The sequence below is a fragment of the Luteococcus struthionis genome (assembly GCF_048595755.1).
In the GTDB taxonomy this organism is placed as follows: Bacteria; Actinomycetota; Actinomycetes; order Propionibacteriales; family Propionibacteriaceae; genus Luteococcus.
Genome location: NZ_CP184360.1, coordinates 123,077 through 147,077, shown reverse-complemented (window position 1 = coordinate 147,077; position 24,001 = coordinate 123,077). Strand labels below are relative to the sequence as shown.

Here is a 24,001-nt window from a genome sequence, read left to right as displayed (position 1 = left end):
CATGACTGACCTGCAGAACAAGCCGGTCGTCCCCGGCACCGGTGCCTCGCAGGACGAGCACCTGGACGCCCTGGGCAACTACCGCTTCGGATGGCACGACAAGGACGACGCCGGTGCGGCCGCGCAGCGTGGCCTCAACGAGGCCGTCGTGCGCAACATCTCCGAGCTGAAGGGTGAGCCGGAGTGGATGCTCAAGGAGCGCATGAAGGGCCTCAAGCTCTTCGGGCGCAAGCCGATGCCCACCTGGGGTGCCGACCTGAGCGAGATCGACTTCGACAACATCAAGTACTTCGTGCGCTCCACCGAGCGCCAGGCCCAGTCCTGGGAGGACCTGCCCGAGGACATCAAGAACACCTACGACAAGCTGGGCATCCCGGAGGCCGAGAAGGCTCGCCTGGTGGCCGGCGTCGCCGCCCAGTACGAGTCCGAGGTGGTCTACCACAAGATCAACGAGGAGCTCGAGCGCCAGGGCGTGCTCTTCCTGGACACCGACACCGCCCTCAAGGAGCACCCCGAGATCTTCGAGGAGTACTTCGGCACCGTCATCCCCACCGGTGACAACAAGTTCTCCGCGCTGAACACCGCCGTGTGGTCGGGTGGCTCGTTCATCTACGTCCCCAAGGGCGTCCACGTCGAGATCCCGCTGCAGGCCTACTTCCGCATCAACACCGAGAACATGGGCCAGTTCGAGCGCACGCTGATCATCGCCGACGAGGGCTCCTACGTGCACTACGTCGAGGGCTGCACCGCGCCGATCTACAAGTCGGACTCGCTGCACTCGGCCGTGGTGGAGATCGTGGTCAAGAAGAACGCCCGCGTGCGCTACACCACCATCCAGAACTGGTCGAACAATGTGTTCAACCTGGTGACCAAGCGCGCCTCCTGTGAGGAGGGCGCCACCATGGAGTGGATCGACGGCAACATCGGCTCCAAGGTGACCATGAAGTACCCCGCGGTCTACCTGATGGGTGAGCACGCCAAGGGCGAGACCCTCTCGATCGCCTTCGCCGGCGAGGGCCAGCACCAGGACGCCGGTTCCAAGATGGTGCACTGCGCTCCCAACACCAGCTCGTCGATCGTCTCCAAGTCGGTGGCTCGCGGCGGTGGCCGCAGCTCCTACCGCGGACTGGTCGAGGTGCAGGAGGGCGCCAGCCACTCCGCATCCAGCGTGAAGTGCGACGCCCTGCTGGTGGACCAGATCAGCCGCTCCGACACCTACCCCTACGTCGACGTGCGTGAGGACGACGTGTCGATGGCCCACGAGGCCACCGTCTCCAAGGTCTCCGACGACCAGCTCTTCTACCTGATGCAGCGTGGTCTGGAGGAGGACGAGGCGATGGCGATGATCGTGCGCGGCTTCGTCGAGCCGATCGCCCGCGAGCTGCCGATGGAATACGCCCTGGAACTCAACCGCCTCATCGAGCTGCAGATGGAAGGTGCCGTGGGCTGATCCAGCCGCCGTCCACCCGTGGCCCCGCCTTGGCGGGGCCACACCACCCAGCCTGCCCATAGACCAAGAAGGAAGCACACAGTTGTCCATTGACACCGCACCCGCTGTGGCGAGCGCACTCGAGCTCGAGACGGTTGCCTCACACCTGCACCCCACCCCGTCGTGGGAGCTGTCGGACCACCCCGAGCCCACCGGCCGGGAGGAGATCTGGCGGTTCACCCCGATGAAGCGTCTGGCCCCGCTGCTGCAGGCCCAGGCCAGCACCGACAACCTCGACTGGGAGACCAGCATCCCCGAGGGCGTCAGCCTGGAGCAGGTGGAGATCGCTCGCGCCCGTGAGCTGTCCGTCGAGGCCCCCACCGACCGCGTCGCCGCCCTGGCGGGCCAGAACGCCGCCTACGGCGTCCACATCGACGTCCCGGCCGACACCCAGGTGAGCGAGCCCGTCGTCCTGACCGCCACCGGCAAGGGTGGCGTGGTCAGCGAGCACACCGTGATCACCATCGGCGCCCATGCCGAGGTCACCTTCGTGCTCCATCTCAAGGGCAGCACCACCTTTGCCGAGAAGACCGACATCCGCGTCGGCGACGGCGCCCAGGTCACCGTGGTGACCGTGCAGGACTGGGCCGACGACGCCGTCCACGGCGGGCAGCGCTCGGTCATGGTGGGCCGCGATGCCCACGTGCGGCTGATCACCGCCAGCCTGGGTGGCGACCTGATCCGGCTGCAGGAGGACGTGCGCTACGACGGCCCCGGCGGCGAGCTGGAGCAGTACGGGCTCTACTTCGTCGACGCCGGCCAGCACATCCAGCACCGCATCTTCGTCGACCACAACGCCCCGCGCACCAAGAGCAATGTGGACTACCGCGGAGCCCTGCAGGGTGAAGGCGCGCACTCGGTGTGGATCGGCGACGTGCTGATCCGCAAGGTGGCCGAGGACATCGAGACCTACGAGGCCAACAAGAACCTGGTGCTCACCGACGGCTGCAAGGCCGACAGCGTCCCCAACCTGGAGATCGAGACCGGCGAGATCGCCGGTGCCGGTCACTCGTCCACCACGGGTCACTTCGACGACAACCAGCTCTTCTACCTGATGAGCCGCGGCATCCCCGAGAAGGAGGCCCGCCGTCTGGTGGTGCAGGGCTTCTTCTTCGAGATCATCCGCAAGGTGGGCCTGCCCGACGTGGAGGCGCGCCTGGAGGAGGCCGTCGAGGAGGAGCTCTCCTTCCTGGAGTCCGTCAGCCCCGAAGGCGCCCGGTGAGCTTCGTCGAGGTCTGCCAGGCAGCCGAGCTGGGGCAGGACGCGCACCGCGTGGTCCTGGACCGGCCCGGCAAGGGGCAGGCCGCGCTCGCCATCGTGCGAGCAGGCGAGGACGTCTTCGCCATCACCGACGAGTGCTCGCACGCCGCCATCCGCCTGAGCGAGGGCGAGGTGGAGGGCTGCACCATCGAGTGCTGGCGGCACGGCGCACGCTTCGACCTGCGCACCGGCGAGCCGCTCGACCTGCCGGCCACCGAGCCCGTGCCGGTCTACCCGGTCCGCATCACCGACGGGCTGGTGCTCGTCGACCTGGACAACCCGATCACAACCAACGAGAACGATTCTGCGGCCGCTGCCGCGGCCGACAAGGAGAACTGAGATGTCGAAGCTGGAAATCATCGACCTGCACGTGGACGTCGAGACCGAGACCGGTCCCAAGCCGATCCTCAAGGGCGTCAACCTGGTCATCAACGACGGCGAGGTGCACGCCATCATGGGCCCCAACGGCTCGGGCAAGTCCACCCTGGCCTACTCGATCGCCGGCCACCCCAAGTACACGATCACCTCCGGCAAGGTGCTGCTCGACGGTGAGGACATCACCGAGATGAGCGTCGACGAGCGGGCCCGCGCCGGACTCTTCCTGGCGATGCAGTACCCCGTCGAGGTGCCCGGCGTGAGCGTGGCCAACTTCCTGCGCAGCGCCAAGACCGCCCTGGACGGCCAGGCCCCCAAGGTCCGCACCTGGGTCAAGGACGTCAACGCCTCGCTGGAGCGCATGAACCTGGACAAGGAGTTCGCCGCCCGTTCGGTGAACGAGGGCTTCTCCGGTGGCGAGAAGAAGCGTCACGAGATTGCCCAGCTGGAGCTGCTGAACCCCAAGATGGCGGTGCTCGACGAGACCGACTCGGGTCTGGACATCGACGCGCTGCGCGTGGTCAGCGAGGGCATCAACCGCTACAGCGCCCAGGGCGACCGCGGCGTGCTGCTGATCACCCACTACACCCGCATCCTGCGCTACGTGAACCCCACCCACGTGCACGTCTTCGTCGACGGCCGCATGGTCGCCGAGGGTGGCAAGGAGCTGGCCGAGCAGCTCGAGTCGGAGGGTTACGAGAAGTACCTGCAGGCCGCCCAGGCCTGAGCCGCACCCATTCGTGGTGGCGTCGCACCGGCTGCGGCGCCACCACCGGGCCCCACTGGGGCCACTACAAGGAGCACCACATGAATCAGTCCCTGGCCCCAACGGGTCTTGACGTGGAACGCATCCGGGCCGACTTCCCGATCCTCTCCCGCACGGTGGGGGAGCATCCGCTGGTCTACCTCGACAGCGCCAACACCTCGCAGAAGCCCCGGCAGGTGGCCGACGCGATCAGCGAGCACTACCTGCAGCACAACGCCAATGTGGCGCGCGCCATGCACATGCTGGGCGGCGAGGCCACCGAGGCTTTCGAATCGGCTCGCGCTCGGGTCGCCGCCTTCATCGGTGCGGCTCAGCCCGAGGAGGTGGTCTTCACCAAGAACGCCTCCGAGGCCCTGAACCTGGCCGCCAACACCCTGGGCGCCGGCCTCGGGCCGGGCGACGAGGTGCTGGTCAGCGTCATGGAGCACCACTCCAACATCGTGCCGTGGCAGATGGTCTGTGAACGCACCGGCGCCACGCTGCGCTGGTTCGACATCACCGACGAGGGACGTCTTGATCTTGAAGGCGCCGAGCGTGACGGGCTGGTCAACGAGCGCACCAAGGTGGTCTCGCTGACCTGGATCAGCAATGTGCTGGGCACCGTCAACCCGATCGCGACGATCGCCGAGCAGGCCCATGCCGTGGGTGCCACCGTCGTGGTGGACGGATCGCAGGGTGTCCCGCAGCGGGCCACCGACGTCACCGCGCTGGGCTGCGACCTGCTGGTCTTCACCGGCCACAAGATCTGCGGACCGACCGGCGTCGGCGTCCTGTGGGGGCGCATGGAACTGCTGGAGAGCCTGCCGCCCTTCCTGGGGGGAGGCGAGATGATCGAGGTGGTCCGGATGACCGGCTCCACCTATGCGCCGCCGCCGCACCGCTTCGAGGCCGGGACCCCACCCATCGCCCAGGCCGTCGGACTGGCCGCCGCCATCGACTATGTCGATGCGATCGGCATGGAACGCATCGCGGCGCACGAACACCACATCACCGAACTGGTGCTGAAGCGCCTGCAGGCCATCGACGGACTGCGCATCCTGGGGCCGACCGAGGCCGTCGAGCGCGGGGGAGCGGTCTCCTTCGCCCTGGACGGCGTGCATCCGCACGACATCATGCAGATGCTCGACTCGCGCGGCGTCGCGATCCGGGGTGGGCAGCACTGCGCCCGTCCGCTGCACGACCGGCTGGGCATCCAGTCGTCGGTGCGCGCCTCCGGCTACCTCTACACCACGCCCGAGGAAGTGGAGGCACTGGGAGCGGCGCTGGAATGGACCAAGGACTTCTTTGGTTCAAGGCTGAGTGGGGCCGACGGTAGCAGCATCCGACGCCGTCGCCAGCAGCGCCTCAACAAGAAGGGACAGTCGTGAGCGTTGAGCAGATGTACCAGGAGATCATCCTGGACCACTACCGGGAGAAGCTGAACTCCGGCCTGCGCGACCCCTTCCAGGCCGAGGTGCACCACGTGAACCCCTCGTGCGGTGACGAGATCACGCTGCGCGTGCAGCTCGACGGCAGCCGCATCGCCGACGTCAGTTACCACGCCGAGGGATGCTCCATCTCGCAGGCCTCCACCAGCGTGATGAGCGAGCTGCTCATCGACCGCGAGGTGGACGACGCGATGGCCCTGCACGACGAGTTCCTGGAGATGATGCAGAGCCAGGGCAATGCCGAACCCGACGAGGATCGGCTGGAGGACGGCATCGCCTTCGTCGGGGTCTCCCAGTTCCCGGCGCGGGTGAAGTGCGCCATGCTCGGCTGGTCGGCGGTCCGCGATGCGGTCCTGCGCGCCCAGTCAGACCAGGGCTGAACCAACCCAGACTTCAACAAGCAAGGAGAACGCGGTGTCCAACACCCCTGAAGAGGCCACCCAGGCCACGCCCGAGGCGGGCGCCGGGCAGCGTCCGTCCGATCTGGTCAAGGACGAGCTGCCCACCGGCGTGCCCGCCGCTGGAGTCACCAGCGTCGAGGACGTCGAGGAGGCCATGCGTGACGTGGTCGACCCCGAACTGATGGTCAACGTGGTTGACCTCGGCCTCGTCTACGGCATCCACGTCGATGAGAACAATGACTGCACCATCGACATGACGCTCACCAGCCCGACCTGCCCGTTGACCGACCGGATCGAGGACGACACCCACGCCGCCCTCGAAGGCCTGGTCAACAGCGCAACCATCAACTGGGTCTGGCTGCCGCCGTGGTCGCTGGAGATGATCAGCGATGATGGCCGCGAGCAGCTGCGAAGCATCGGCTTCAACGTCTGACCCGGACGCAATTTCCCGAGCGGGAATGACCAACGGCGGGCCCGAACCTCCCCCACAGGGGTTCCGGCCCGCCGTTGGCGTGTGTGCAGGCCCGGCACCGCTCTTCGTGGGCCGAAAACCCTGCCACACAAGGATTCTGTCGGTCTTTGCGAGGTTCTTCAATGGCCTGCCATGCCTTGGGCTGGGGCGCTGCCGTCAGCCTGCCAGCTCCCAACGGTCCACGATTCGGTGTGCGGCAGGGCCTCCGCGGGGATCGAGGAGGGTCTCCACCAGCACCATCTGAGTCGCCTGCCAGGGCTCGGTGCGCAACCCCTGGAGCCAGCCGGCCTGGCCACGAAGATCGCGGGGGCGGTTGGTGCGGCCCACCGTGAGGTGCGGCCGGTATGCCCGGTCCTCGACGCTGATCCGCGCATCGAGCGCTGCCTGACGGCCCGCGTGGGCCAAGGCCGGTAGACCACCCAGGGGGTCGTCCAACAGGGCCATCACGTGGCGTCCCGAGCTCAATCTGGGGAAGGCGTCCCCTCCAGCGATCGAGAGCGGAAAGGGTGGCTGACTGTCGGCCGCCACCGCCAGTGCTCGGCGGTAGTGGGGCAGGGCCGCTTCGGGCACCGAACCGGTGAAGGTGAGCGTCACGTGCCACCAGCTGGGCTGGGTCAACCGCAGCCCTGCGTCGTCGCGACGGCTTTCGGGCAGCTGTGCGAGCAGTTCCTGCCTCACTCGCAGCGGCGGCAGGATCGCGGTGAACAGGCGACGGGTCGTCATGGCCCGACGCTAGCGGTTTAGTGGCATTGGGGGTCGGGATGGGACACTTGACGACGTGCTGCAAGTCAAGGATCTCGAAGTTCGGGCGGGTGCCCGCCTGTTGTTGTCTCCCATCTCCTTCCAGGTGATCCCTGGAGACCGGATCGGTCTGGTGGGGCGCAATGGCGCCGGCAAGACCACCCTCACTCGAATCCTGGCCGGTGAAGGCCTGCCCGCCGGTGGGCAGGTGACCCGTTCCGGTCAGCTCGGCTACCTCCCGCAGGATCCCCGCGATGGCGACCTGAGCATGCTGGCCCGAGACCGCATCCTGTCGGCTCGGGGACTCGATCGAGTGATCATCAAGATGCGTGATCTCGAAGAGAAGATGAGCTCGGCCACGGGAGCCGAACGAGAGCAGGCGATGAGCGCCTATGCCAAGGCCGAGGCACAGTTCATCTCGGCCGGCGGTTATGGGGCCGAGAGCGAGGCCCACCGGATTGCGGCCAACCTCAACCTGCCCGACCGGGTGCTCGCCGAGCCGCTGCAGAACCTTTCGGGTGGTCAGCGCCGCCGCATCGAGCTGGCCCGAATCCTGTTCTCCGGCGCCGACACCCTGCTGCTCGACGAGCCCACCAACCACCTCGATGCCGACTCGATCAGCTGGCTGCGTGACTTCCTCAAGACCTATCCCGGCGCCCTGCTCATGATCAGCCACGACACCGGCCTGCTGGAGGCCACCGTCAACAAGGTCTTCCACCTGGACGCCAACCGCGCCGAGATCGACATCTACTCGATGGGGTGGAAGCTCTACCTCAAGCAGCGTGAGACCGACGAGAAGCGTCGCCGCCGGGAACGCGCCAATGCCGAGAAGAAGGCCGCCCAGTTGCTGCTGCAGGCCGACAAGCTCGGCGCCAAGGCCACCAAGGCCGCAGCCGCTCACAACATGGCCCGCCGTGCCGAGCGCATGCTCTCGGGGCTGGAGGCGGAACGCGAGGCCGACAAGGTGGCCAACATCCGCTTCCCGGAGCCCGCCCCGGTGGGCAAGGTGCCGCTGATGGCCGAGGGACTGAGCAAGTCCTACGGCTCCCTGGAAGTCTTCACCGGCGTCGACCTGGCCATCGACAAGGGCTCCAAGGTGGTCATCCTGGGGCTCAACGGCGCCGGCAAGACCACCATGCTGCGGATCCTGGCGGGGGTGGAGGAATCCGACACCGGCCAGTTGATCCCCGGGCACGGCCTGCGGATCGGCTACTTCGCCCAGGAGCACGACCTCATCGACCTGTCGGCCAGCGTCCTGGACAACATGGTGGCCAGCGCCCCGAACATGAATGCCACCGAGTGCCGCAAGGTGCTGGGCAGTTTCCTGTTCACCGGCGACGACGTCGAGAAGCCCGCCCGCGTGCTGTCGGGTGGTGAGAAGACCCGGCTGGCGCTGGCAATGCTGGTGGTCAGCTCGGCCAATCTGCTGCTGCTCGACGAGCCCACCAACAACCTCGACCCGGCCAGCCGCGAAGAAGTGCTGAAGGCGATCGCGAGCTACACAGGGGCGATCGTGCTGGTGACCCATGATGCCGGGGCCGTCGACGCCCTCGACCCCGACCGGGTGCTGCTGCTCCCCGACGGGGACGAGGACCTGTGGAGTGACGACTATCGCGAGATCGTCGCCCTGGCCTGAGGATCAGGCCATCAGCTTGTAGGTGTTGGTTCCCGACATGATCTGCTTGGCCACGCCCCAGGAACCGTTGCGGTTCTCGTATCCGAAGAGGAGGCCGTCGTTTCGGCGGCCGACGAGGTCGTAGCGCTGGTCGGAGCTGAGGTCACCCGGGCAGAAGGCCAGATCGAAGTTGTTCCATCCTTGGCCGACCTTCTTGCCTGCGCCGAGCGTGGCCTTGGTGGTTCCTTGGTAGAACCAGAGTTGGCCGTCCTGACGCAGGCCGAGCACGTCGGCGCGCCCGTCACGGTTGAAGTCACCGACACCGACGATCTGACGCATCCCATTCCAGTTGCGACCGATCTGCACTGCCGAAGTGAGGCCCTTGGGGGTGAGGCCGTAACGGAACAGGGCGCCGTCACTCTTGCGGCGGGCCACGACATACTGCGTGCTGCCCCCGCCAAGGTTGAAGGTCGGGACAATCTGATCCATGCCGCCCCAGTTCTGGCCAACCTTGCCGTAGGTCTGTGCGCCACCGCTGGTCGTGGTTGCGTACAACCACAGGGAATTGTCGTAGGCACGACGAGCCAGCAGGTCGCGGTTGCCGTCCCCGACGAGGCTGTTGATCTGCGCAAGATAGGACATGCCGCCCCACCCCGTGCCCTTCTGCCCTTGGGGCTTCATACCGCTGCCCAGGGTCCCGGTGGCGAGTTGCAAAGTGCCATTCGTGGCGACGGAGTAGATGCGCCCGGCGGAGACGGGATTCTCGACGATTGGTTTGGGCTGGGCGGTGGTGGTGGGCTTCGGCTTGGGGGCTGGGGCAGGAGCCGGATCACCAGATGCATCCTCGCAGGCAACACCGTCACCGTCGCGGTCAAGGTTCTTGGAATAACCGGGCTCACCGGCGCGCATGTTGCTGTAACCAGCAGCCTTGGCTTGGGCACAGCTCCGGAAGGAGACCGAGGGCAGGGAGCGTGCCTGTGAAGGCTGGACCAAGCAGGATCCGACGAGAAGACCAGAGGCCGTGATGGCGGCAAGACGCAAGGCGCCATGAGATACAGGAGACATTCAATTTCCTAAGAGTGTTTGGTTGTAGGGCCAGAACTATCATGCGAACTCACCGAGGAGCCCACTTGGTCCTTGTTTTGCCGAGGCGGGGCGGATTCCGGAGCGGCTGCTGATTTTCGTCGCCCGACGTGATTTGATCTTGGACACACCGGCAGGGCAGCGGTGGAACCGAGACAAGGAGCGGGGCCATGACGGAATCAACAAGCGGAGGGCAGCGCAAGCCACGACTGGCGCCCGGCGTGCGAATCGTCGGTGACCAGCGCATTGCGCTGGGCAAGGAACTGGCGGAACGCTATGCCCAGGGCGAGGCCATCAGGTCCATGGCCGATGATCTTGGCCGCTCCTATGGCTGGGTGCAGGGGATGTTGAAGGAAGCCGGGGTGACCTTGCGAGGCCGCGGGGGCGCCACCCGAGGAGAAGCCGGGGCCGCCCGTGCCCGAGTGGCACGGGGTGGAAGTCGCGCTCGCAGGAGCACGGCCGGTCGCCCGTCGCCGACCAAGCCTGCCCGCAGTGGGAATAGATCCACCGCCGCCGTGGTTGAGGAGGACGACGCGGCAGTGGAGCCAGCCCAGGAGACCCCCGTCACGACGGTGACCCCCGTCAAGGCGGTGAAGGAGTCCCGGGCCAGCGCGGTTGACCAGAAGCCCGCAGCGTCGAAGATCAAGAAGTCCAAGAAGGACAAGACTGGCGCGTCGAAGAGTGACAAGCCGGCCAAGGACGAGGCGAAGCCCGCCAAGCCGAAGAAGGACGACAAGCCCGCGAAGCAGGCGTCCTCCGGCAAGGCCGAGAAGCCCAAGTCCGAGAAGAAGACCACGCCTGATCAGAAGACCAAGCCTGATTCGAAGGCCAAGAAGGTCAAGAAGGACAAGTCGTCCTCCGGCAAGAAGGACAAGTCCAAGCAGGAGAAGTCCAAGCAGGACAAGCCTGCCAAGCCGAAGAAGGACAAGAAGTCCAAGAAGAAGAACAAGGACAAGTAGCCCAGCCGTACAGGCCGGGCGGACGGGAGCCACGATGAGCATGATGGGTGGCCCCGGAGGCCGGATGATGGGGGGCCTGCGCAAGGACCCCGAGGTGAAGAACCACAATCTCGCCCCCGGAACGGTACGAAGGGTGGCTGGCTATGGCCGGCCCTACAAGGGACTGCTGGCGGTATTCCTGCTGTGCGTGGTGCTGAGCGCCATCGCAGGCGTGGTGCCACCGCTGCTGTTCAAGACGATCGTCGACGACGGTGTGCTCAAGGGCGACACGTCGTTGGTGTGGAAGATGGCAGGCGTCGTTGCCTTGCTTGCCGTCCTGGAGGCCGCACTCGGCATCCTGCAGCGCTGGTGTTCGGCGCGCGTGGGCGAGGGCCTCATCTATGACCTGCGCACGCAGGTCTTCGACCACGTCAGCTCGATGCCGCTGGCTTTCTTCTCCCGTACCCACACGGGAAAGCTGGTGAGCCGCCTCCAGTCGGACGTGCTCGGGGCCCAGCGTGCCTTCACCACGACCTTGTCCAGTGTGTTGAGCAATGTCATCTCGCTGGTGCTGGTGCTGGCAGCCATGGTCTCGCTGAGTTGGCAGTTGACCTTGGCCTCGCTGGTGCTGCTGCCGGTCTTCCTGATTCCGGCACGCATCGTCGGTGGCCGCCTCGCGGGCCTGACGCGTGACTCGATGCAGCTCAACGCCGACATGTCGGCCATGATGACCGAGCGCTTCACCGTCTCCGGTGCGCTGCTGGTCAAGCTCTTCGGCCGGCCCGCCGACGAGCACGACATGTTCGCCGACAAGGCCGCACAGGTGCGTGAGACGGGCGTCACCATCGCCATGGTGGGGCGGTTGTTCATGACGGCGATGACCCTGGTGGCCGCCTTGGCCACGGCGCTGGTCTACGGTGCCGGCGGCTGGATGGCGATCAAGGGCAGCCTGACGGTGGGAACCCTGACCGCGCTGGCGGGTCTGCTGGCGCGCCTCTACGGCCCGCTGGTGCAGCTCACCAATGTGCGCGTCGACGTGATGAGCGCCCTGGTCAGCTTCGAGCGTGTCTTCGAGGTGCTCGACCTCAAGCCGCTGATCACCGACGCGCCGGATGCCCGCACCGCCTCGGGCCGCGCCTCGATCGAGTTCGACGACGTCAGCTTCACCTACCCCGACCCGGAGCTGGTCTCGCTGCCGTCGCTGGAACCGGTGACCCCCGGTCAGGAGAGCCGCAACCAGCAGGTGCTCGACGGGGTGAGTTTCCGCGCCGAACCCGGCGAGACGATCGCCCTGGTGGGCCCATCGGGCGCCGGCAAGACCACGGTCACGAACCTGCTCACGCGGCTCTACGACGTCACCGAGGGCACCGTGCGGATCGGCGGCGACGACGTGCGCGAGCTGACCCAGGCCTCCTTGCAGGAGATGGTGGGCTACGTGACGCAGGACGCGCACATGTTCCACGACACCATCCGCAACAACCTGGCCTACGGGGCCCCCGGTGCCACCGAGCAGCAGATGCGCGACGCCCTGGCGGCTGCCCAGATCCTGCCCCTGGTGGATCGACTGCCCGACGGGCTGGACACCATGGTGGGGGAGCGCGGCTACCGCCTCTCGGGCGGTGAGCGTCAGCGCTTCGCGATTGCGCGACTGTTGCTGAAGGCCCCGCCGATCGTGGTTCTCGACGAAGCCACGGCCCACTTGGACAGTGAGTCCGAGGTTGCGGTGCAGCATGCGCTCGATGCCGCGATGACCGATCGCACCTCCGTGGTCATCGCCCACCGCCTGTCGACGGTGCGCGCCGCAGACCAGATCCTGGTGCTGGAGGCCGGCCGCATCGTCGAGCGCGGGACCCATGCTGAACTGCTGGCGGCCGACGGCCCCTACGCCCAGCTGTACCACTCGCAGTTCGAGTGAGGCCCCGCTGGGCCGCGACGACGCGGAAGGCAGGCGTGGTCGGTATGGTTCATGCGCTGGCGCCTTCGTCCGCGTCGCCGAAGAGCACCTTGCCGGTCACCGCCAGCCCCTTGGTGGACAGCGCGGACCAGATCTTGTTCCAGAATTTCGTCATGGCCTCAGAGTCTGTGATCAAATGATCATGTGCAACGATCATCTCGCCAGAAAATGATCATCCAGGCGCTCGGGAGGCAACTGGTCTCGGTCGAGGCCCTCAGCGAGCTGACCGGGGCGTCGCCCGTGACCATCCGGCGAGACCTCGCCGACCTCCAAGGTCATGGGTTGTTGCGGCGGGTCCACGGGGGAGCCGTGGCGACGGACCTGCGTGGCGCCCCGCTGCCTTATGAACTGCGCGCCGCAGAGAATGCCGAGGGCAAGCAGGCCATCGCAGGCCTGGTCGGCGGTCTGGTCAGCGACGACATGTCGCTCATCCTCGACAATGGCTCGACCATGGACGTGGTGGCCCGGGCTCTCGTCGGGCGGCGTGTCACGGCCCTGTGCATGTCACTGCGGGCGGCCGTGGAGCTGAGTGCCGAGGCCGGCCCAGCGGTCATCACCCCCGGCGGTCCGGCGCAGTACCCGAGCCTGCCAGTGGCAGCGCCGCGTCCTTGGCGGCCTTGGCGGATTTCCGTGCCGACCTCGCGGTCATGGGGGCCTGTTCGGTGAACCCGGCCCAGGGACTCACCGTCACCACGCACGAGGACGCCCAGATCAAACGGGCCATCATCGCCGCCTCCGCTCGGATCGTGCTGGCCGCGACGGGGGACAAGCTGACCCGCACCTCCACCTTCCGCTTCGGCTCCATCGAGGACGTCGACGACCTGGTCACCACACCGGAGGCGCCGCCGGAGCTGCTGGACGACTTCATCGCCGCCGGGGTTCGAGTCCACATCGCGCGGTGATCAGTGGGTGGCGACGACCTCCACCTCGAAACCCTGCGCGTCCTCCAGGAAGAGTGCGATGTGTTCCGGTCCGCCCGCCGTGGGGTACTGCTCGGCGAACAATTCGCGCCACCCGTGGGCGGGCGCATCACGTCGAATCCCATCCAGCTCGGCGCGGGACGAGGCGGTGAAGGCCAGGTGGTTCAAACCGGGCTGCAGCCGCTGGTGTCGCTCGCCGATCAGCGCAGGGGACTGCTCCAGCACCAGGTAGGCACCCGACGCTACTCGAGGCGGGGCCAAGACCCACTCTCAGCAGATGGGGCGCCGGAAGACGCTGAGCTGCACGTCCGCGTCGACGGTCAGGGGCTCGGCGGCCTGGCCGTGCTCGTGGAAGGCATTGGGGCCCATCTGCACCAGGTCCGTCACCGCAGCCGCGTCCAGCTCCATCGTCCAGCGGATCCGTTGGCTCCAGATCGCCTCGAAGGCACCTGACAGGGAGCGGTTCAGCTTGGCCAGCTTGTCGTCCTGGATGCCCAACAGTCCGAGGCGTTCACGTGCCTGCGCCAGGTGCCCGTCATTGGGGGTGACCACCAGCAGCAGCGATCCTTGGCGGCAGATCCGGGCGAATTCCGTCGGATTGCGCGGCGCGAAGACGCACAGCAGCACGTCGGCAGCGCCGGAGCGGATGGGCAGCCCCGCCCACGTGTCGGCCACCACCGACCCCATCCGGTCATGCGCCTTCGCGGCACGACGGGCAGCTAAGGGCGAGACATCGGTTGCCAGCCCGACCGCGTCGGGTTGGGAGTCCAAGACCCCGGCCAGGTAGTGACCGGTGCCAGCCCCCACCTCGACGATCCGCGAGGCCTGCCGCACCCGTGACCGAAGGGCCTCGACGATCGGCTGGTAGTGCCCGGCGCCGAGGAAACGCGCCCGGGCGGCGACCATCTGGGCGGTGTCGGCATTGGCGGGAGCCGCACGACCCAGCAGGTTCACGTGGCCCTGGCGGGCGATGTCGAAGCGGTGGCCCTGCTGGCACAACAGGCTGCCCCCGTCACGACTCAACCGGGCCGCACAAGTGGGGCAGGCCAACAGCCCCAGGGCGGCATCAAGCGCCATGTGTCTTTCGGTCACAGGGCGCGCAGCATCCCGCCGTCGACGGCGATCACGCTGCCCGAGACATAGGAGGCCGCATCCGAGAGCAGGAAGCAGGCGGTGCGGCCGAATTCCTCGGGCTCACCGAGGCGCCCCAGCGGAATGTTCTCCTCGTCCTGTGCGCGGGCCGCGGCAGGGTCATCTGCCTGGGAGTAGAGGTGGTCCATGCGCGCGGTGGCGATCATGCCGGGGGAGATGGCGAAGGCCCTGCCGCCCTGGGGACCCACCTCGTCGGCCAGCTGCTTCACCAACATCGCCAGCCCCGGGCGCAGCCCATTGCTGGGCGCCATCTGGGGCAGCGGGGACTTGGCCGAGACCGACAGCACGTAACCGATCCGGGCGGCCGGATTGGCGGCGAAGACCTCGCGAGCCATCCGCATGGCAGGCAGGAAGACCATCTCGAAGGCCGACTGCCAGGTCTCGTCGCTGGTCTCCAGCACGGTGCCCTTGGGCGGGCCTCCGACGCTCACGAAGGCGCCATCGATGCGGCCGTACTCCTCAACGGCCAGGGCAACGGCACGCTGCGGTGTCCGTGGATCGGCCAGATCGGCGGCCAGGGTCAGCGCCCCCAGCTCCTTGCCAACAGCCTCCAATCGCTCCTGGGTGCGGGCCACCAGCACCACCTTGGCCCCCTCGGCCACCAGCTCACGGGCAGTGGCCAGCCCCAGACCGGAACTGGCCGCCGTCACGACGAAGACCTTGCCCTCATGCCCTAGCTGCATCGTCAACCTCCTGGTTCTTGGCGGCCTCGGCCTGCTTGCGGGCACGCCGCTCGGCGCGGACCAAGGCCTTCTTGCGGTCCTTCAGGTCATTGCGGATCAGGACGAAGACGCCGCCCACCGCGATCACGGTGAAGGCGAACCACTGCAGCGCATAGGACAGGTGCGGGCCCTCGTCGAGCTCCGGGGTGGTCATCGGCAGCAGCCCCCCGCTTTGCGCGGGCTTCGACTCGGTCAGGCCGATGTAACCGTCGGCCAGGGTGTACGGCAGGGTCTTGGAGAGTTCCTCGGCATTGACCAAGCGCACCAGCAGTCCGTCCTGCGGGGTCATCGCCTGCGGCTTGCCGTTCTCGCTGCGGCGCACATAGCCGGTCACCTCGACCACGCCGGTGGGGGGAGCAGGCAGGGTCGCCACCTCGGAACCGCCCTGCTCACGGGGCAGGAAGCCGCGGTTGACCAGCACGTAGCGGCCATCGGTGGCCTTGAGTGGGGTGAAGACCTCACTGCCGGCCTGGTCGTTCTGGTTGCGGTACAGGGCCTGGATCTGGTGCTTGGCGTCGTAGGTTCCCTTGACGCGCACCCGCTGCCACTGGTCCTCATGCCCCACGGGCCCGGAGAAGACCTCCTCGTAGGGCTTGACGGGCTGCTTCTGGTAGTTGGTGATGCGCGCATTCTCCCCGCGTCGCCAGTCGAGACGGTGCATCTGCCACTCGCCCAATCGGATGAACAGGGAACCGAGCAGCACGACGAAGACCACCAGTGCAATCCATCGCAGCCACAGTTTCTTCACGCCACCCACCGTACCCTTCACGCTGGCAGGTCAGCGGCTGTGGCAGGTCAGCGGCTGCGGCAGGTCAGCGGCTGCGGCAGGTCAGCGGCTGTGGTGCTCGTCGTCCACCTCGCCGCGGATCACCGGCCCGGGAGTCAGCATCGGCAGGGACTCCGCTTCCTCGTCCTGGGGCGCCAGATCACCGGGATGGGTGCGATTGTCGCGGGCATTGGCCAGCAGGACGGCGATTCCGGGCAGGATGGCCGCGCCGGCGATGGCCGCGATCTTCCAGATCCCGGGAACGAAGAACATGGTGCAGAAGCAGGTGGTGCGGATCACCATCGTCATCACATAGCGGCGTTGCCGCATCTCGATGTCCTCGCTGCGTGAGCGGCGCGCATCGGTGATGAGGACAGGGTCGAGCTCCGACGGGCGCGTGCTCGTCCGGCGTGATGCTGTCCTGGTGTTGGCCACAGCGCCACTGTACGACCTTGCGGCGGGAGTTGGGCCATGTGTTCCGCTGGGGATGCGAGGGGCTGAGCTGAGGATTCCTCCAAAGAAGCCCGATCGACATTGTGACCGCAGACAGCCTTCGCAGACGACGGCTCGCCTAGCGTGGCAAGGGTGAGCCATGACACCGCCCAGACCCAGACCGAATCCTTCGTCCAGCGCAGCGTGCTGGTGACCGGAGGCAGCAAGGGCATCGGACGTGCGATCGCCGCCGACCTGCTGCGTGCGGGCCACAAGGTGGCCGCCACCTACCGTTCCGGGGACGTGCCCGAGGGCGTGCTGGGCGTGCAGTGTGACATCACCGACCCCGAGCAGGTGGAGGCAGCCTTCAAGGCCGTCGAGGACGCCCACGGCCCGGTCGAGATCCTGGTGGCCAATGCCGGCATCACCAAGGACGGCCTGCTGATGCGTATGTCGGACGAGGACTGGGAGGCCGTGCTCGACACCAACCTGACCGGAACCTTCCGCGTGGTCAAGCGCGCCGTGCGCCCCATGATGAAGCTCAAGCACGGTCGCATCGTGCTGGTCAGCTCCGTGGTGGCCCTGATGGGCTCGGCCGGCCAGGTGAACTACTCCTCCAGCAAGGCCGGCCTGGTGGGCATGGCCCGCAGCGTGGCTCGCGAGCTCGGCAGCCGAGGCATCACCTGCAATGTGGTGGCCCCCGGCTTCATCGAGACCGACATGACCGCCGTGCTCGACGAGGATGTCATCAAGGGCTACCAGCAGCGCATCCCCACGGGCCGGCTCGGCAGCACCGATGACATCGCGGCCGCGGTGCGCTACCTCACCAGCGATGCGGCCGGCTACGTCACCGGTGCCGTGCTGCCGGTCGACGGCGGCCTGGGCATGGGACACTGAGCCCCGCACCACTGCCCACCAACAGCGCAAGACCCCAGCACAGAAGGCAATCCATGGGAATCCTCGAAGGCAAGTCCATCCTGGTCACCGGTGTGACCCACAAGACGTCCATCGCCTACCAGGTGGCGAAGATCGCGCAGGAGCAGGGTGCCACCGTCGTGGTGAGCAACTTCGGCCGCGCCATGAGCCTCACCAAGCGCGTCAGCCAGTCGCTCGACCCGGCGCCGGCGGTGATCGAGCTCAACGTCACCGACGACGAGCACCTGGCGAACCTGGCCTACACGCTGCGTGAGAACGGCATCGAGAAGATCGACGGCATCGTGCACTCGATCGCCTACGCGAATCCCGAGACCGCCCTGGGCGGTGGCTTCCTGACCACCCCGTGGCCCGACGTGGCCAATGCCCTGCAGGTCTCCGCCTACTCGCTGGCCAGCCTCACCATGGCCTGCAAGCCGCTGTTCAGCGACGACGTCTCCGTGGTCGGCCTGACCTTCGACGCGCGCATCTCGTGGCCCACCTATGACTGGATGGGGGTGGCCAAGGCCGCCCTGGAATCCACCAGCCGCTACTTGGCGCGCTACCTGGGCTCCGAAGGCGTGCGCTGCAACATCGTCGCCGCCGGGCCGCTGGACACCATCGCCAAGAAGGCGATCCCCGGCTCCAACACCTTCAACGACACCTGGAGCGACCGCTCACCGCTGGGATGGGACACCACCGACGCGGTGCCCACCGCCAAGGGCGTCGTCGCACTGCTCAGCGACTGGTTCCCCAAGACCACTGGCGAGATGATCCACGTCGACGGAGGCGTGCACAGCACCGGTGGCTGAGCCGATCCCGGCTCGCAGCGGCCTCACTCCTGCAGTGCCCACTCGGGCCAGGAGGCCGCGGCACTGATGGCATCCAGGGCGGCATCTGCGAGTTCTCGCAGGTGCCGCTCCCTGGTGAGCACACCATGGGAGTGCAGCACCTCGTGCTGCTCGGCCAGGGCCTGGTCGGTGGCCGCCAGCACCAGCCATGCGCGGTCCAGTAGCTGCTGCGCCCTGGCGTCGTAGCCCTCACCCAGCGTTGGGCTGTGCAGCTGGTCGGGCCGCTGGCCCGCCACCAGGTCGAGCGCATCCAGGCCCTGTGCGGCCGCGGTCATGACCTGGCCCAACTGTCGGGCCGCATCGCGTGGGTCGGGAACCGGCAGGGGAGTGTTGGCGCGCATCAGGCGCCACTGCACCCCGGCGCCCACCTGTTGTCCCAGCCAGGCCAGCTCGCCCTCGTGTGACATGACCACCGCGCCGGCCGCCAGGGCGGCCCGGTTGAGCTCCAACGGCCCCCGCAGTCCGGCCATGCGACCAGGCCGGGGAAGCAGCAGGGCCCACGGCGCGACCCCGGTTCGTGGCGTCGGTGCGTGGGCGATGCGCGAGAGGGCCTGCCGTACCGGTACTGCCTGCAGGGGATCGAGCCCCAGCAGGGCGTCGGCGTCGTGCACGTGGTGCGGAACCTGGCCCGACCGCAGCCGGTCCTCGGCCTGGGCGGGATTGGTCTGGTGCGCAGCCAACTGGTTCAGCGTCGACGTCAGACGAAGACAGACCTCAAGCATGGCGCGAGAATATCGGGAGCAGGCTTGGGAGTCCGAGCGCTGGTCGGATAGGTTTCCACCATGGCAACAGTGGTTGATCTGTCGGGCGTCGGCGTGCAGCGTGGCGACGCAAAGCTGCTGGACGACATCAACTGGATCGTCGAGGAGGACGAACGCTGGGTGCTCGTCGGGCCCAATGGTGCCGGCAAGACCACGCTGTTGCAGATCCTGGCAGCCCAGCTGCATCCCACGGTGGGCATCGCGACGATCCTCGAAGAGGTGCTCGGCACCATCGACGTCTTCGAGCTGCGGCCCCGCATCGGCGTCACCTCCGCCGCCATCGCCGACCGCATCCCCCGGCAGGAGAAGGTGCGCGACGTGGTCGTCTCCGCCTCCTACGCCGTGATGGGACGTTGGCGTGAGAACTACGACGAGATGGACCACGAGCGTGCCCTGGAGCTGATGTCGCAGCTGGAGATCGACCAGCTCGGCGACCGCACCTTCGGCACCCTCAGCGAGGGCGAGCGCAAGCGGGTGCAGATCGCTCGTGCCCTGATGACCGACCCCGAGCTCCTGCTGCTCGACGAGCCCGCCGCCGGTCTGGACCTGGCCGGGCGTGAGGCCCTGGTGCGCACCCTGGGAGACCTGTGCAGCGACCCGATGGCGCCGGCGAGCGTGATGGTCACCCATCACGTCGAGGAGATCCCCGACGGGATCACCAATGCCCTGCTGATCAAGGCCGGCAAGGTGGTGGCCTCCGGGCCGATCCAGGACGTGTTCACCGACGAACTGATGAGCGAGACCTTCGAGGTGCCACTGCACCTCACCCACGAGGAGGGCCGATGGTCGGCCCGCGCGGTGTGGCACCGGCGTGGGGTATATGTCTAGGGACAGGATGGCCTGAAAGGGCTGGGAGAGGACAACGATGACCCCACATGAAGGTGAGATCGTCCACTGGTTCGGAGACAACCTGTGGGCCATGTGGGGGGCGCTCGGCCTGGTGCTGGCCACCGCCGAGATGCTGACGCTGGACCTGACCCTGCTGATGCTGGCCAGTGGCGCACTGGCCGGTGCGCTGGTCTCGTTCGTGGTGCCCGGGCTCGTCTGGGTCCAGGTGCTGGTGGCGCTGGCCGTTTCCGCCATGATGCTGGGGCTGCTGCGGCCCACCCTGTTGCGTCGGGTGCGCAATGCCCCCGGCTATCGCTCCAGCATCAACAAGTTGGTGGGCAGCGAGGGGCTCGCCATCGAACCGATCACCCGCAACGGCGGCCAGATCAAGGTCAACGGAGAGATCTGGAGCGCCCGCACGATGAACTCGGAGACCACCATCGACGCCGGTCTGGGCGCCGAGGTCTACGAGGTGGACGGCACGACGCTGGTCGTCTATCCCGTGATGCGCCAACTTCCCTGAATCATCACCCTTCCGGGAGGGTCTCCCGGCTGACGAGGAGAACAGATGCCTGAATTCGGAGCCATCCTGATGCTGATGCTGGTGGTCTTCGTGGTGGTGGCGCTTGCGCAGTCACTGCGGATCATCAAGCAGCAGCAGATCGCCGTGGTGGAACGCCTCGGCAAGTTCCGTCGCACCCTGGAGCCCGGGCCGCACCTGCTGGTGCCGCTGGTGGACCGGGTGCGCTACACGATGGACATGCGTGAGGAGGTGCAGGCCTTCCCGCCGCAGGGCGTGATCACCGAGGAGAACCTCATGGTGAACATCGACTCGGTCATCTACTTCCAGATCGTCGACCCGGTCCGTGCCGCCTACGAGGCCCAGAACTACCGGGGCGCCATCGAGCAGCTCACCATGACCACGCTGCGCAACATCATCGGCGGCATGGACCTGGAACGCGCGCTGACCAGCCGCGAGGAGATCAACCAGAAGCTGCGGGCCGTCCTCGACGAGGCCACCGGCAAGTGGGGCATCAAGGTCAACCGCGTCGAGCTGCGCGCGATCGAGCCGCCGGCCACCATCCGTGACGCAATGGAGAAGGGCGCTCGTGCCGAGCGCGACAAGCGTGCCCAGATCCTGCTGGCCGAGGGTGAGCGCCAGTCGCACATCCTGTCGGCCGGCGGTGAGCGTGAGTCGGCGATCCTGCGGGCCCAGGGTGAGCGCGAGGCCGCGATCCTGCGCGCCCAGGCCGATCGCCAGTCGCAGATGCTGCGTGCCGAGGGTGAGGCCCAGGCCATCACCACCGTCTTCAACGCCATCCACGCCGGTGAGCCCGACCAGGGCCTGCTGGCCTACCAGTACATGCAGATGCTGCCGGCCCTGGCCCGCGGTGACTCGAACAAGGTCTGGATCGTGCCCAGCGAACTGAACGATGCCCTCAAGGGCCTGGGTTCGGCGGTGGGTGGCACCGAACTGGCCGAGAAGCTGCAGGGTTTCGACCCGGTGGACAAGTCCAAGTTCCAGGCGCCCGAGAAGGTTGACGTGATGGCCGAGATCCGGGAACAGACCGACCAGGAGCGTGCCCAGAGCGACAAGACGGTGCAGTCGGTGATCGAGGAGGCCGAGAAGCTCTCGAACCCCGGCATCAAGCCCCGCAAGCCCAAGGGCGACGCACTGGGGGGCGCCACCGCAGTGCCCGAACTGGGCCAGTCCCAGACGCCGCCGCAGACGCAAACGCAGCCAGGGGAGGGCCCAACCCAGCCCATGGACGAGCCGACCGCAGAGACCCAGCGCCAGCCGCAGCAGCCGTCGGGTCTGGAGTACAAGACCGGGTGGGAGCCCCCGGCCCCCACGAACTGAGCTCCAGCAAAGGCCAATGGCCGTGGTTCGCACCGACATCGGTGCAAGCCACGGCCATTGGCCTTTGTGCGGTCAGTCGAGTTCGTCGTCCTCGTCGTCGGCGCGGGTGACCTTGGGTGCCTGGGCAGGGTTGATCGGCACCCAGCCAGTTGTCGTGGTGGCTCCAGCGATGCCGGTGGCCTTGGGCGGCGTCACCGTCGGTCCTTGCCCGGGAGCATTGGGCTGCGGCGGCGCGCCCGGCGTCACGGGTCGCACCGAGGCGCCGAGTGCCTTCTCGAGTGCCTGGGCGATCGGGGAACCAGCTGAGGGACGATGCTTGCGGATCTCGGCCATGCGTCGATCCTATGCAGCGTCCTCACGCCTCCACGAGCGGGGCGTCGGGCACCTGCTGGCCATAGCGGCTGGCCATGGCGCTGCAGGCCATCAGCTGCAGCTGGTGGAAGACCATCAGGGGCAGCACCAGCAGGCCCACGTCGGGCAGGTGGGCGAACAGCACGGTGGCCATCGGCACGCCCGTGGCCAGCGACTTCTTGGTGCCGCAGAACTGGATGGCGATGGCATCGGCCCGGTCGAAGCGCAGCAGACGTGCCACATGCCAGGTGACCCAGAGCATGACGGCCAGCAACACCAGGCACACCACCACGAGTTTCACGATGTCCAGCACACCGACCTTGGTCCACATGTGGTCACGCATGCCGGCGCTGAAGGCGGAGTAGACCACCAGCACGATGGAACCCTGGTCCACCAGCTTCAGCTTCTTGTGGCGCTTCACGAAGTCGGCCGTCCAACGACGGGAGAGCTGGCCGATGGCGAAGGGCACCAGCAGTTGGAAGACGATGTCCATCACCGAGCTGGCGTCGATCTGCAGCCCACCGGTGGTGCTCATCAGGGCGATCGCCAGCAGGGGAGTGATGACCACGCCGATCAGGTTCGAGAAGGAGGCGCTGACGATGGCACCCGCCACATTGCCCTTGGCGATGGAGGTGAAGTTGATGCTGGACTGCACCGTCGAGGGCACCAGGCACAGCCACAACATGCCCAGGTAGAGCTCCTGGCTGAGCAGCCCGGGCACCAGCACCCGCATCGCGAGCCCCACCAGGGGGAAGACCAGGTAGGTGAAGGCCAGGATCACCGAATGGAGCCGCCAGTGCTTGAGGCCCTGCAAGGCCTCGTGGGGGCTGAGCCGGGCGCCGTACAGGAAGAACAGGATGGCGATCATGATCTTGCTGGCCCAGGACACCACTGGGACCAGACCACCGGTGGCCGGCGCGATGCTGGCCAGCACCGCTGCGGCGATGATCGCGAGCAGGAAGTAGTCGACTCTGGGCAGGCGCAGGTTCATGATGGGCACGAGCCTAGCCCTGCCGGGCCCGATGCTGGGCAGCTGCGGCATGCCCGGCGAAGGCCAGCCCGTCTAGACTCCTGCGGTGGCCACCTTCGTCGAGATCACCGACCCCGCCGACCCCCGTCTGCGGGACTACGTCGCGCTGCGCGAGACCTCGCTGCGGCACTCGATGGAGGCCGCCGAGGGATTGTTCATCGCCGAGGGCACCAAGGTGATCCGGCGCGCCGTCGAGGGCGGCTACCGGCCCCGCTCCTTCCTGCTCACCCCGCGCTGGGCCGACGAGCTTCGGGACCTGCTGGACGGCTGCGACGCCGATGTCTATCTGGTGGACTTCGCCTTGGCCGAGCAGGTCACCGGCTTCCACGTGCACCGCGGCGCGCTCGCCTCGATCGAGCGGCAGACCCGTCACCGGCTCGAGGATCTGCTGGAGTTGGAGCGGATCGTCGTGGCCGAGGACATCGTGGACCACACCAACATTGGTGCCATCCTGCGCTCTGCCGCGGGCCTGGGCTGGGACGGCGTGCTGCTGGCGCCGCGGGCCGCGGACCCGCTCTACCGACGTGCCGTGAAGACCTCGATGGGGGCGGTCTTCAGCCTGCCCTGGGCCCGGATGACCGACTGGGAGGGTGACCTCGACCGGCTCAAGCAGGCCGGTTTCACCGTCGTGGCGCTGGCCCTGCGCGAGGATGCCGTGACCTTGGACGAGTTCGCCGCCGGGGTGGCGCCCGGGCAGAAGCTGGCGGTGCTGATGGGCACCGAGGGCGCCGGGCTGAGCGACGAGTGGTTGGCCCAGGCCGACGCGGTGGTCACCATTCCCATGGGCAACGGGATCGACTCGTTGAATGTCGCGGCCGCCACCGCCGTGGTCTGCTACACCCTTCGCCCTCGCTGATCCGGCACGTAGCGTGGGGGCATGGAGCCACGCCGAGC

26 protein-coding genes and 1 pseudogene are annotated in these 24,001 nt (G+C 67.5%); 17 read left to right on the top strand and 10 right to left on the bottom strand.

Features of this window, described 5'->3' with window-relative positions:
- Position 1 precedes the first annotated feature (1 nt).
- From sufB to ACOAMO_RS00670, 7 genes are all read left to right on the top strand, one after another.
- Complete coding sequence (gene sufB / locus ACOAMO_RS00700) at positions 2–1,450, top strand: Fe-S cluster assembly protein SufB (protein ID WP_420175680.1); 1,449 nt, start codon at positions 2–4, stop codon at positions 1,448–1,450.
- Between the two features lie 82 nt (positions 1,451–1,532).
- The gene (sufD, locus tag ACOAMO_RS00695; protein ID WP_420175679.1) at positions 1,533–2,711 is read left to right on the top strand and encodes a Fe-S cluster assembly protein SufD; all 1,179 of its coding nucleotides are present in this window, start codon (positions 1,533–1,535) and stop codon (positions 2,709–2,711) included.
- Entirely contained in the window at positions 2,708–3,088 is a 381-nt protein-coding gene (locus ACOAMO_RS00690) for a non-heme iron oxygenase ferredoxin subunit (RefSeq protein WP_420175678.1), read from the top strand. The genes sufD and ACOAMO_RS00690 overlap by 4 nt, the downstream gene beginning before the upstream one ends.
- A 1-nt stretch (position 3,089) precedes the next feature.
- Positions 3,090–3,851 carry a Fe-S cluster assembly ATPase SufC gene (gene sufC, locus ACOAMO_RS00685; protein WP_420175677.1) on the top strand — a complete coding sequence of 254 codons (762 nt, stop codon included), beginning with the start codon at positions 3,090–3,092 and terminating at the stop codon, positions 3,849–3,851.
- 80 nt (positions 3,852–3,931) lie between these two features.
- The gene (locus ACOAMO_RS00680; RefSeq protein WP_420175676.1) at positions 3,932–5,257 is read left to right on the top strand and encodes a cysteine desulfurase; all 1,326 of its coding nucleotides are present in this window, start codon (positions 3,932–3,934) and stop codon (positions 5,255–5,257) included.
- Positions 5,254–5,697 (top strand): Fe-S cluster assembly sulfur transfer protein SufU, encoded by a 444-nt coding sequence (gene sufU / locus ACOAMO_RS00675; RefSeq protein ID WP_420175675.1) that lies wholly within the window; start codon positions 5,254–5,256, stop codon positions 5,695–5,697. Before ACOAMO_RS00680 ends, sufU begins: the two co-directional genes overlap by 4 nt.
- A gap of 103 nt (positions 5,698–5,800) precedes the next feature.
- A complete protein-coding gene (locus ACOAMO_RS00670) occupies positions 5,801–6,151 on the top strand; it encodes a metal-sulfur cluster assembly factor (RefSeq protein ID WP_420176940.1) in 351 nt (116 codons plus the stop codon).
- Between the two features lie 195 nt (positions 6,152–6,346).
- Here ACOAMO_RS00670 and thpR read toward each other — a convergent pair whose 3' ends face one another.
- Positions 6,347–6,913, bottom strand: a complete 567-nt coding sequence (gene thpR, locus ACOAMO_RS00665; RefSeq protein WP_420175674.1) for an RNA 2',3'-cyclic phosphodiesterase — start codon at positions 6,911–6,913, stop codon at positions 6,347–6,349.
- Positions 6,914–6,968: 55 nt separating this feature from the next.
- On the opposite strand from thpR, the gene ACOAMO_RS00660 reads away from it, so the two are divergent.
- A complete protein-coding gene (locus tag ACOAMO_RS00660) occupies positions 6,969–8,567 on the top strand; it encodes an ABC-F family ATP-binding cassette domain-containing protein (RefSeq protein ID WP_420175673.1) in 1,599 nt (532 codons plus the stop codon).
- Positions 8,568–8,570: 3 nt separating this feature from the next.
- Here the strand turns inward: ACOAMO_RS00660 and ACOAMO_RS00655 are convergent, their stop codons facing one another.
- Complete coding sequence (locus tag ACOAMO_RS00655; protein WP_420175672.1) at positions 8,571–9,539, bottom strand: excalibur calcium-binding domain-containing protein; 969 nt, start codon at positions 9,537–9,539, stop codon at positions 8,571–8,573.
- Positions 9,540–9,799: 260 nt separating this feature from the next.
- On the opposite strand from ACOAMO_RS00655, the gene ACOAMO_RS00650 reads away from it, so the two are divergent.
- The 3 genes and pseudogenes from ACOAMO_RS00650 to ACOAMO_RS00640 all read left to right on the top strand — a co-directional run bounded on the left by ACOAMO_RS00650 (position 9,800) and on the right by ACOAMO_RS00640 (position 13,423).
- Complete coding sequence (locus tag ACOAMO_RS00650; RefSeq protein WP_420175671.1) at positions 9,800–10,588, top strand: helix-turn-helix domain-containing protein; 789 nt, start codon at positions 9,800–9,802, stop codon at positions 10,586–10,588.
- A 34-nt stretch (positions 10,589–10,622) separates the two neighbouring features.
- Positions 10,623–12,482 (top strand): ABC transporter ATP-binding protein, encoded by a 1,860-nt coding sequence (locus tag ACOAMO_RS00645; protein WP_420175670.1) that lies wholly within the window; start codon positions 10,623–10,625, stop codon positions 12,480–12,482.
- A gap of 207 nt (positions 12,483–12,689) precedes the next feature.
- A pseudogene (locus ACOAMO_RS00640) lies at positions 12,690–13,423 on the top strand (DeoR/GlpR family DNA-binding transcription regulator).
- Here the strand turns inward: ACOAMO_RS00640 and ACOAMO_RS00635 are convergent.
- The 5 genes from ACOAMO_RS00635 to ACOAMO_RS00615 all read right to left on the bottom strand — a co-directional run bounded on the left by ACOAMO_RS00635 (position 13,424) and on the right by ACOAMO_RS00615 (position 16,516).
- Complete coding sequence (locus ACOAMO_RS00635) at positions 13,424–13,702, bottom strand: hypothetical protein (protein ID WP_420175669.1); 279 nt, start codon at positions 13,700–13,702, stop codon at positions 13,424–13,426.
- Between the two features lie 9 nt (positions 13,703–13,711).
- Positions 13,712–14,518, bottom strand: coding sequence for a putative RNA methyltransferase (locus ACOAMO_RS00630; protein WP_420175668.1), 807 nt, complete (start codon positions 14,516–14,518; stop codon positions 13,712–13,714).
- Between the two features lie 11 nt (positions 14,519–14,529).
- Positions 14,530–15,276, bottom strand: coding sequence for an SDR family oxidoreductase (locus tag ACOAMO_RS00625; protein ID WP_420175667.1), 747 nt, complete (start codon positions 15,274–15,276; stop codon positions 14,530–14,532).
- Positions 15,260–16,063, bottom strand: coding sequence for an SURF1 family protein (locus ACOAMO_RS00620; protein ID WP_420175666.1), 804 nt, complete (start codon positions 16,061–16,063; stop codon positions 15,260–15,262). The genes ACOAMO_RS00625 and ACOAMO_RS00620 overlap by 17 nt, the downstream gene beginning before the upstream one ends.
- A gap of 81 nt (positions 16,064–16,144) precedes the next feature.
- Complete coding sequence (locus ACOAMO_RS00615) at positions 16,145–16,516, bottom strand: DUF3099 domain-containing protein (protein ID WP_420175665.1); 372 nt, start codon at positions 16,514–16,516, stop codon at positions 16,145–16,147.
- A gap of 150 nt (positions 16,517–16,666) precedes the next feature.
- Here ACOAMO_RS00615 and fabG point away from each other — a divergent pair, with 150 nt between their 5' ends.
- Positions 16,667–17,410 carry a 3-oxoacyl-[acyl-carrier-protein] reductase gene (fabG, locus tag ACOAMO_RS00610; protein ID WP_420175664.1) on the top strand — a complete coding sequence of 248 codons (744 nt, stop codon included), beginning with the start codon at positions 16,667–16,669 and terminating at the stop codon, positions 17,408–17,410.
- A 53-nt stretch (positions 17,411–17,463) separates the two neighbouring features.
- On the top strand, positions 17,464–18,237 hold the full coding sequence (gene fabI / locus ACOAMO_RS00605) for an enoyl-ACP reductase FabI (RefSeq protein WP_420175663.1): 774 nt from the start codon (positions 17,464–17,466) through the stop codon (positions 18,235–18,237).
- Between the two features lie 23 nt (positions 18,238–18,260).
- Here fabI and ACOAMO_RS00600 read toward each other — a convergent pair whose 3' ends face one another.
- The gene (locus tag ACOAMO_RS00600) at positions 18,261–18,998 is read right to left on the bottom strand and encodes a hypothetical protein (protein ID WP_420175662.1); all 738 of its coding nucleotides are present in this window, start codon (positions 18,996–18,998) and stop codon (positions 18,261–18,263) included.
- A 60-nt stretch (positions 18,999–19,058) separates the two neighbouring features.
- On the opposite strand from ACOAMO_RS00600, the gene ACOAMO_RS00595 reads away from it, so the two are divergent.
- From ACOAMO_RS00595 to ACOAMO_RS00585, 3 genes are read left to right on the top strand one after another with little or no spacing between them, the layout of a single operon-like run.
- Positions 19,059–19,865 carry an ABC transporter ATP-binding protein gene (locus ACOAMO_RS00595; protein WP_420175661.1) on the top strand — a complete coding sequence of 269 codons (807 nt, stop codon included), beginning with the start codon at positions 19,059–19,061 and terminating at the stop codon, positions 19,863–19,865.
- Positions 19,866–19,923: 58 nt separating this feature from the next.
- Complete coding sequence (locus ACOAMO_RS00590; protein WP_420176939.1) at positions 19,924–20,388, top strand: NfeD family protein; 465 nt, start codon at positions 19,924–19,926, stop codon at positions 20,386–20,388.
- A gap of 45 nt (positions 20,389–20,433) precedes the next feature.
- Positions 20,434–21,726, top strand: a complete 1,293-nt coding sequence (locus ACOAMO_RS00585) for an SPFH domain-containing protein (RefSeq protein WP_420175660.1) — start codon at positions 20,434–20,436, stop codon at positions 21,724–21,726.
- A 72-nt stretch (positions 21,727–21,798) separates the two neighbouring features.
- On the opposite strand, the gene ACOAMO_RS00580 is transcribed toward ACOAMO_RS00585, so the two are convergent.
- Positions 21,799–22,059: a hypothetical protein gene (locus ACOAMO_RS00580; RefSeq protein WP_420175659.1), complete on the bottom strand. Its 261-nt coding sequence runs from the start codon at positions 22,057–22,059 to the stop codon at positions 21,799–21,801.
- Positions 22,060–22,081: 22 nt separating this feature from the next.
- Complete coding sequence (locus ACOAMO_RS00575; RefSeq protein ID WP_420175658.1) at positions 22,082–23,068, bottom strand: bile acid:sodium symporter family protein; 987 nt, start codon at positions 23,066–23,068, stop codon at positions 22,082–22,084.
- A gap of 85 nt (positions 23,069–23,153) precedes the next feature.
- On the opposite strand from ACOAMO_RS00575, the gene ACOAMO_RS00570 reads away from it, so the two are divergent.
- Complete coding sequence (locus ACOAMO_RS00570) at positions 23,154–23,963, top strand: TrmH family RNA methyltransferase (protein ID WP_420175657.1); 810 nt, start codon at positions 23,154–23,156, stop codon at positions 23,961–23,963.
- The last annotated feature ends 38 nt before the right edge of the window (positions 23,964–24,001 follow it).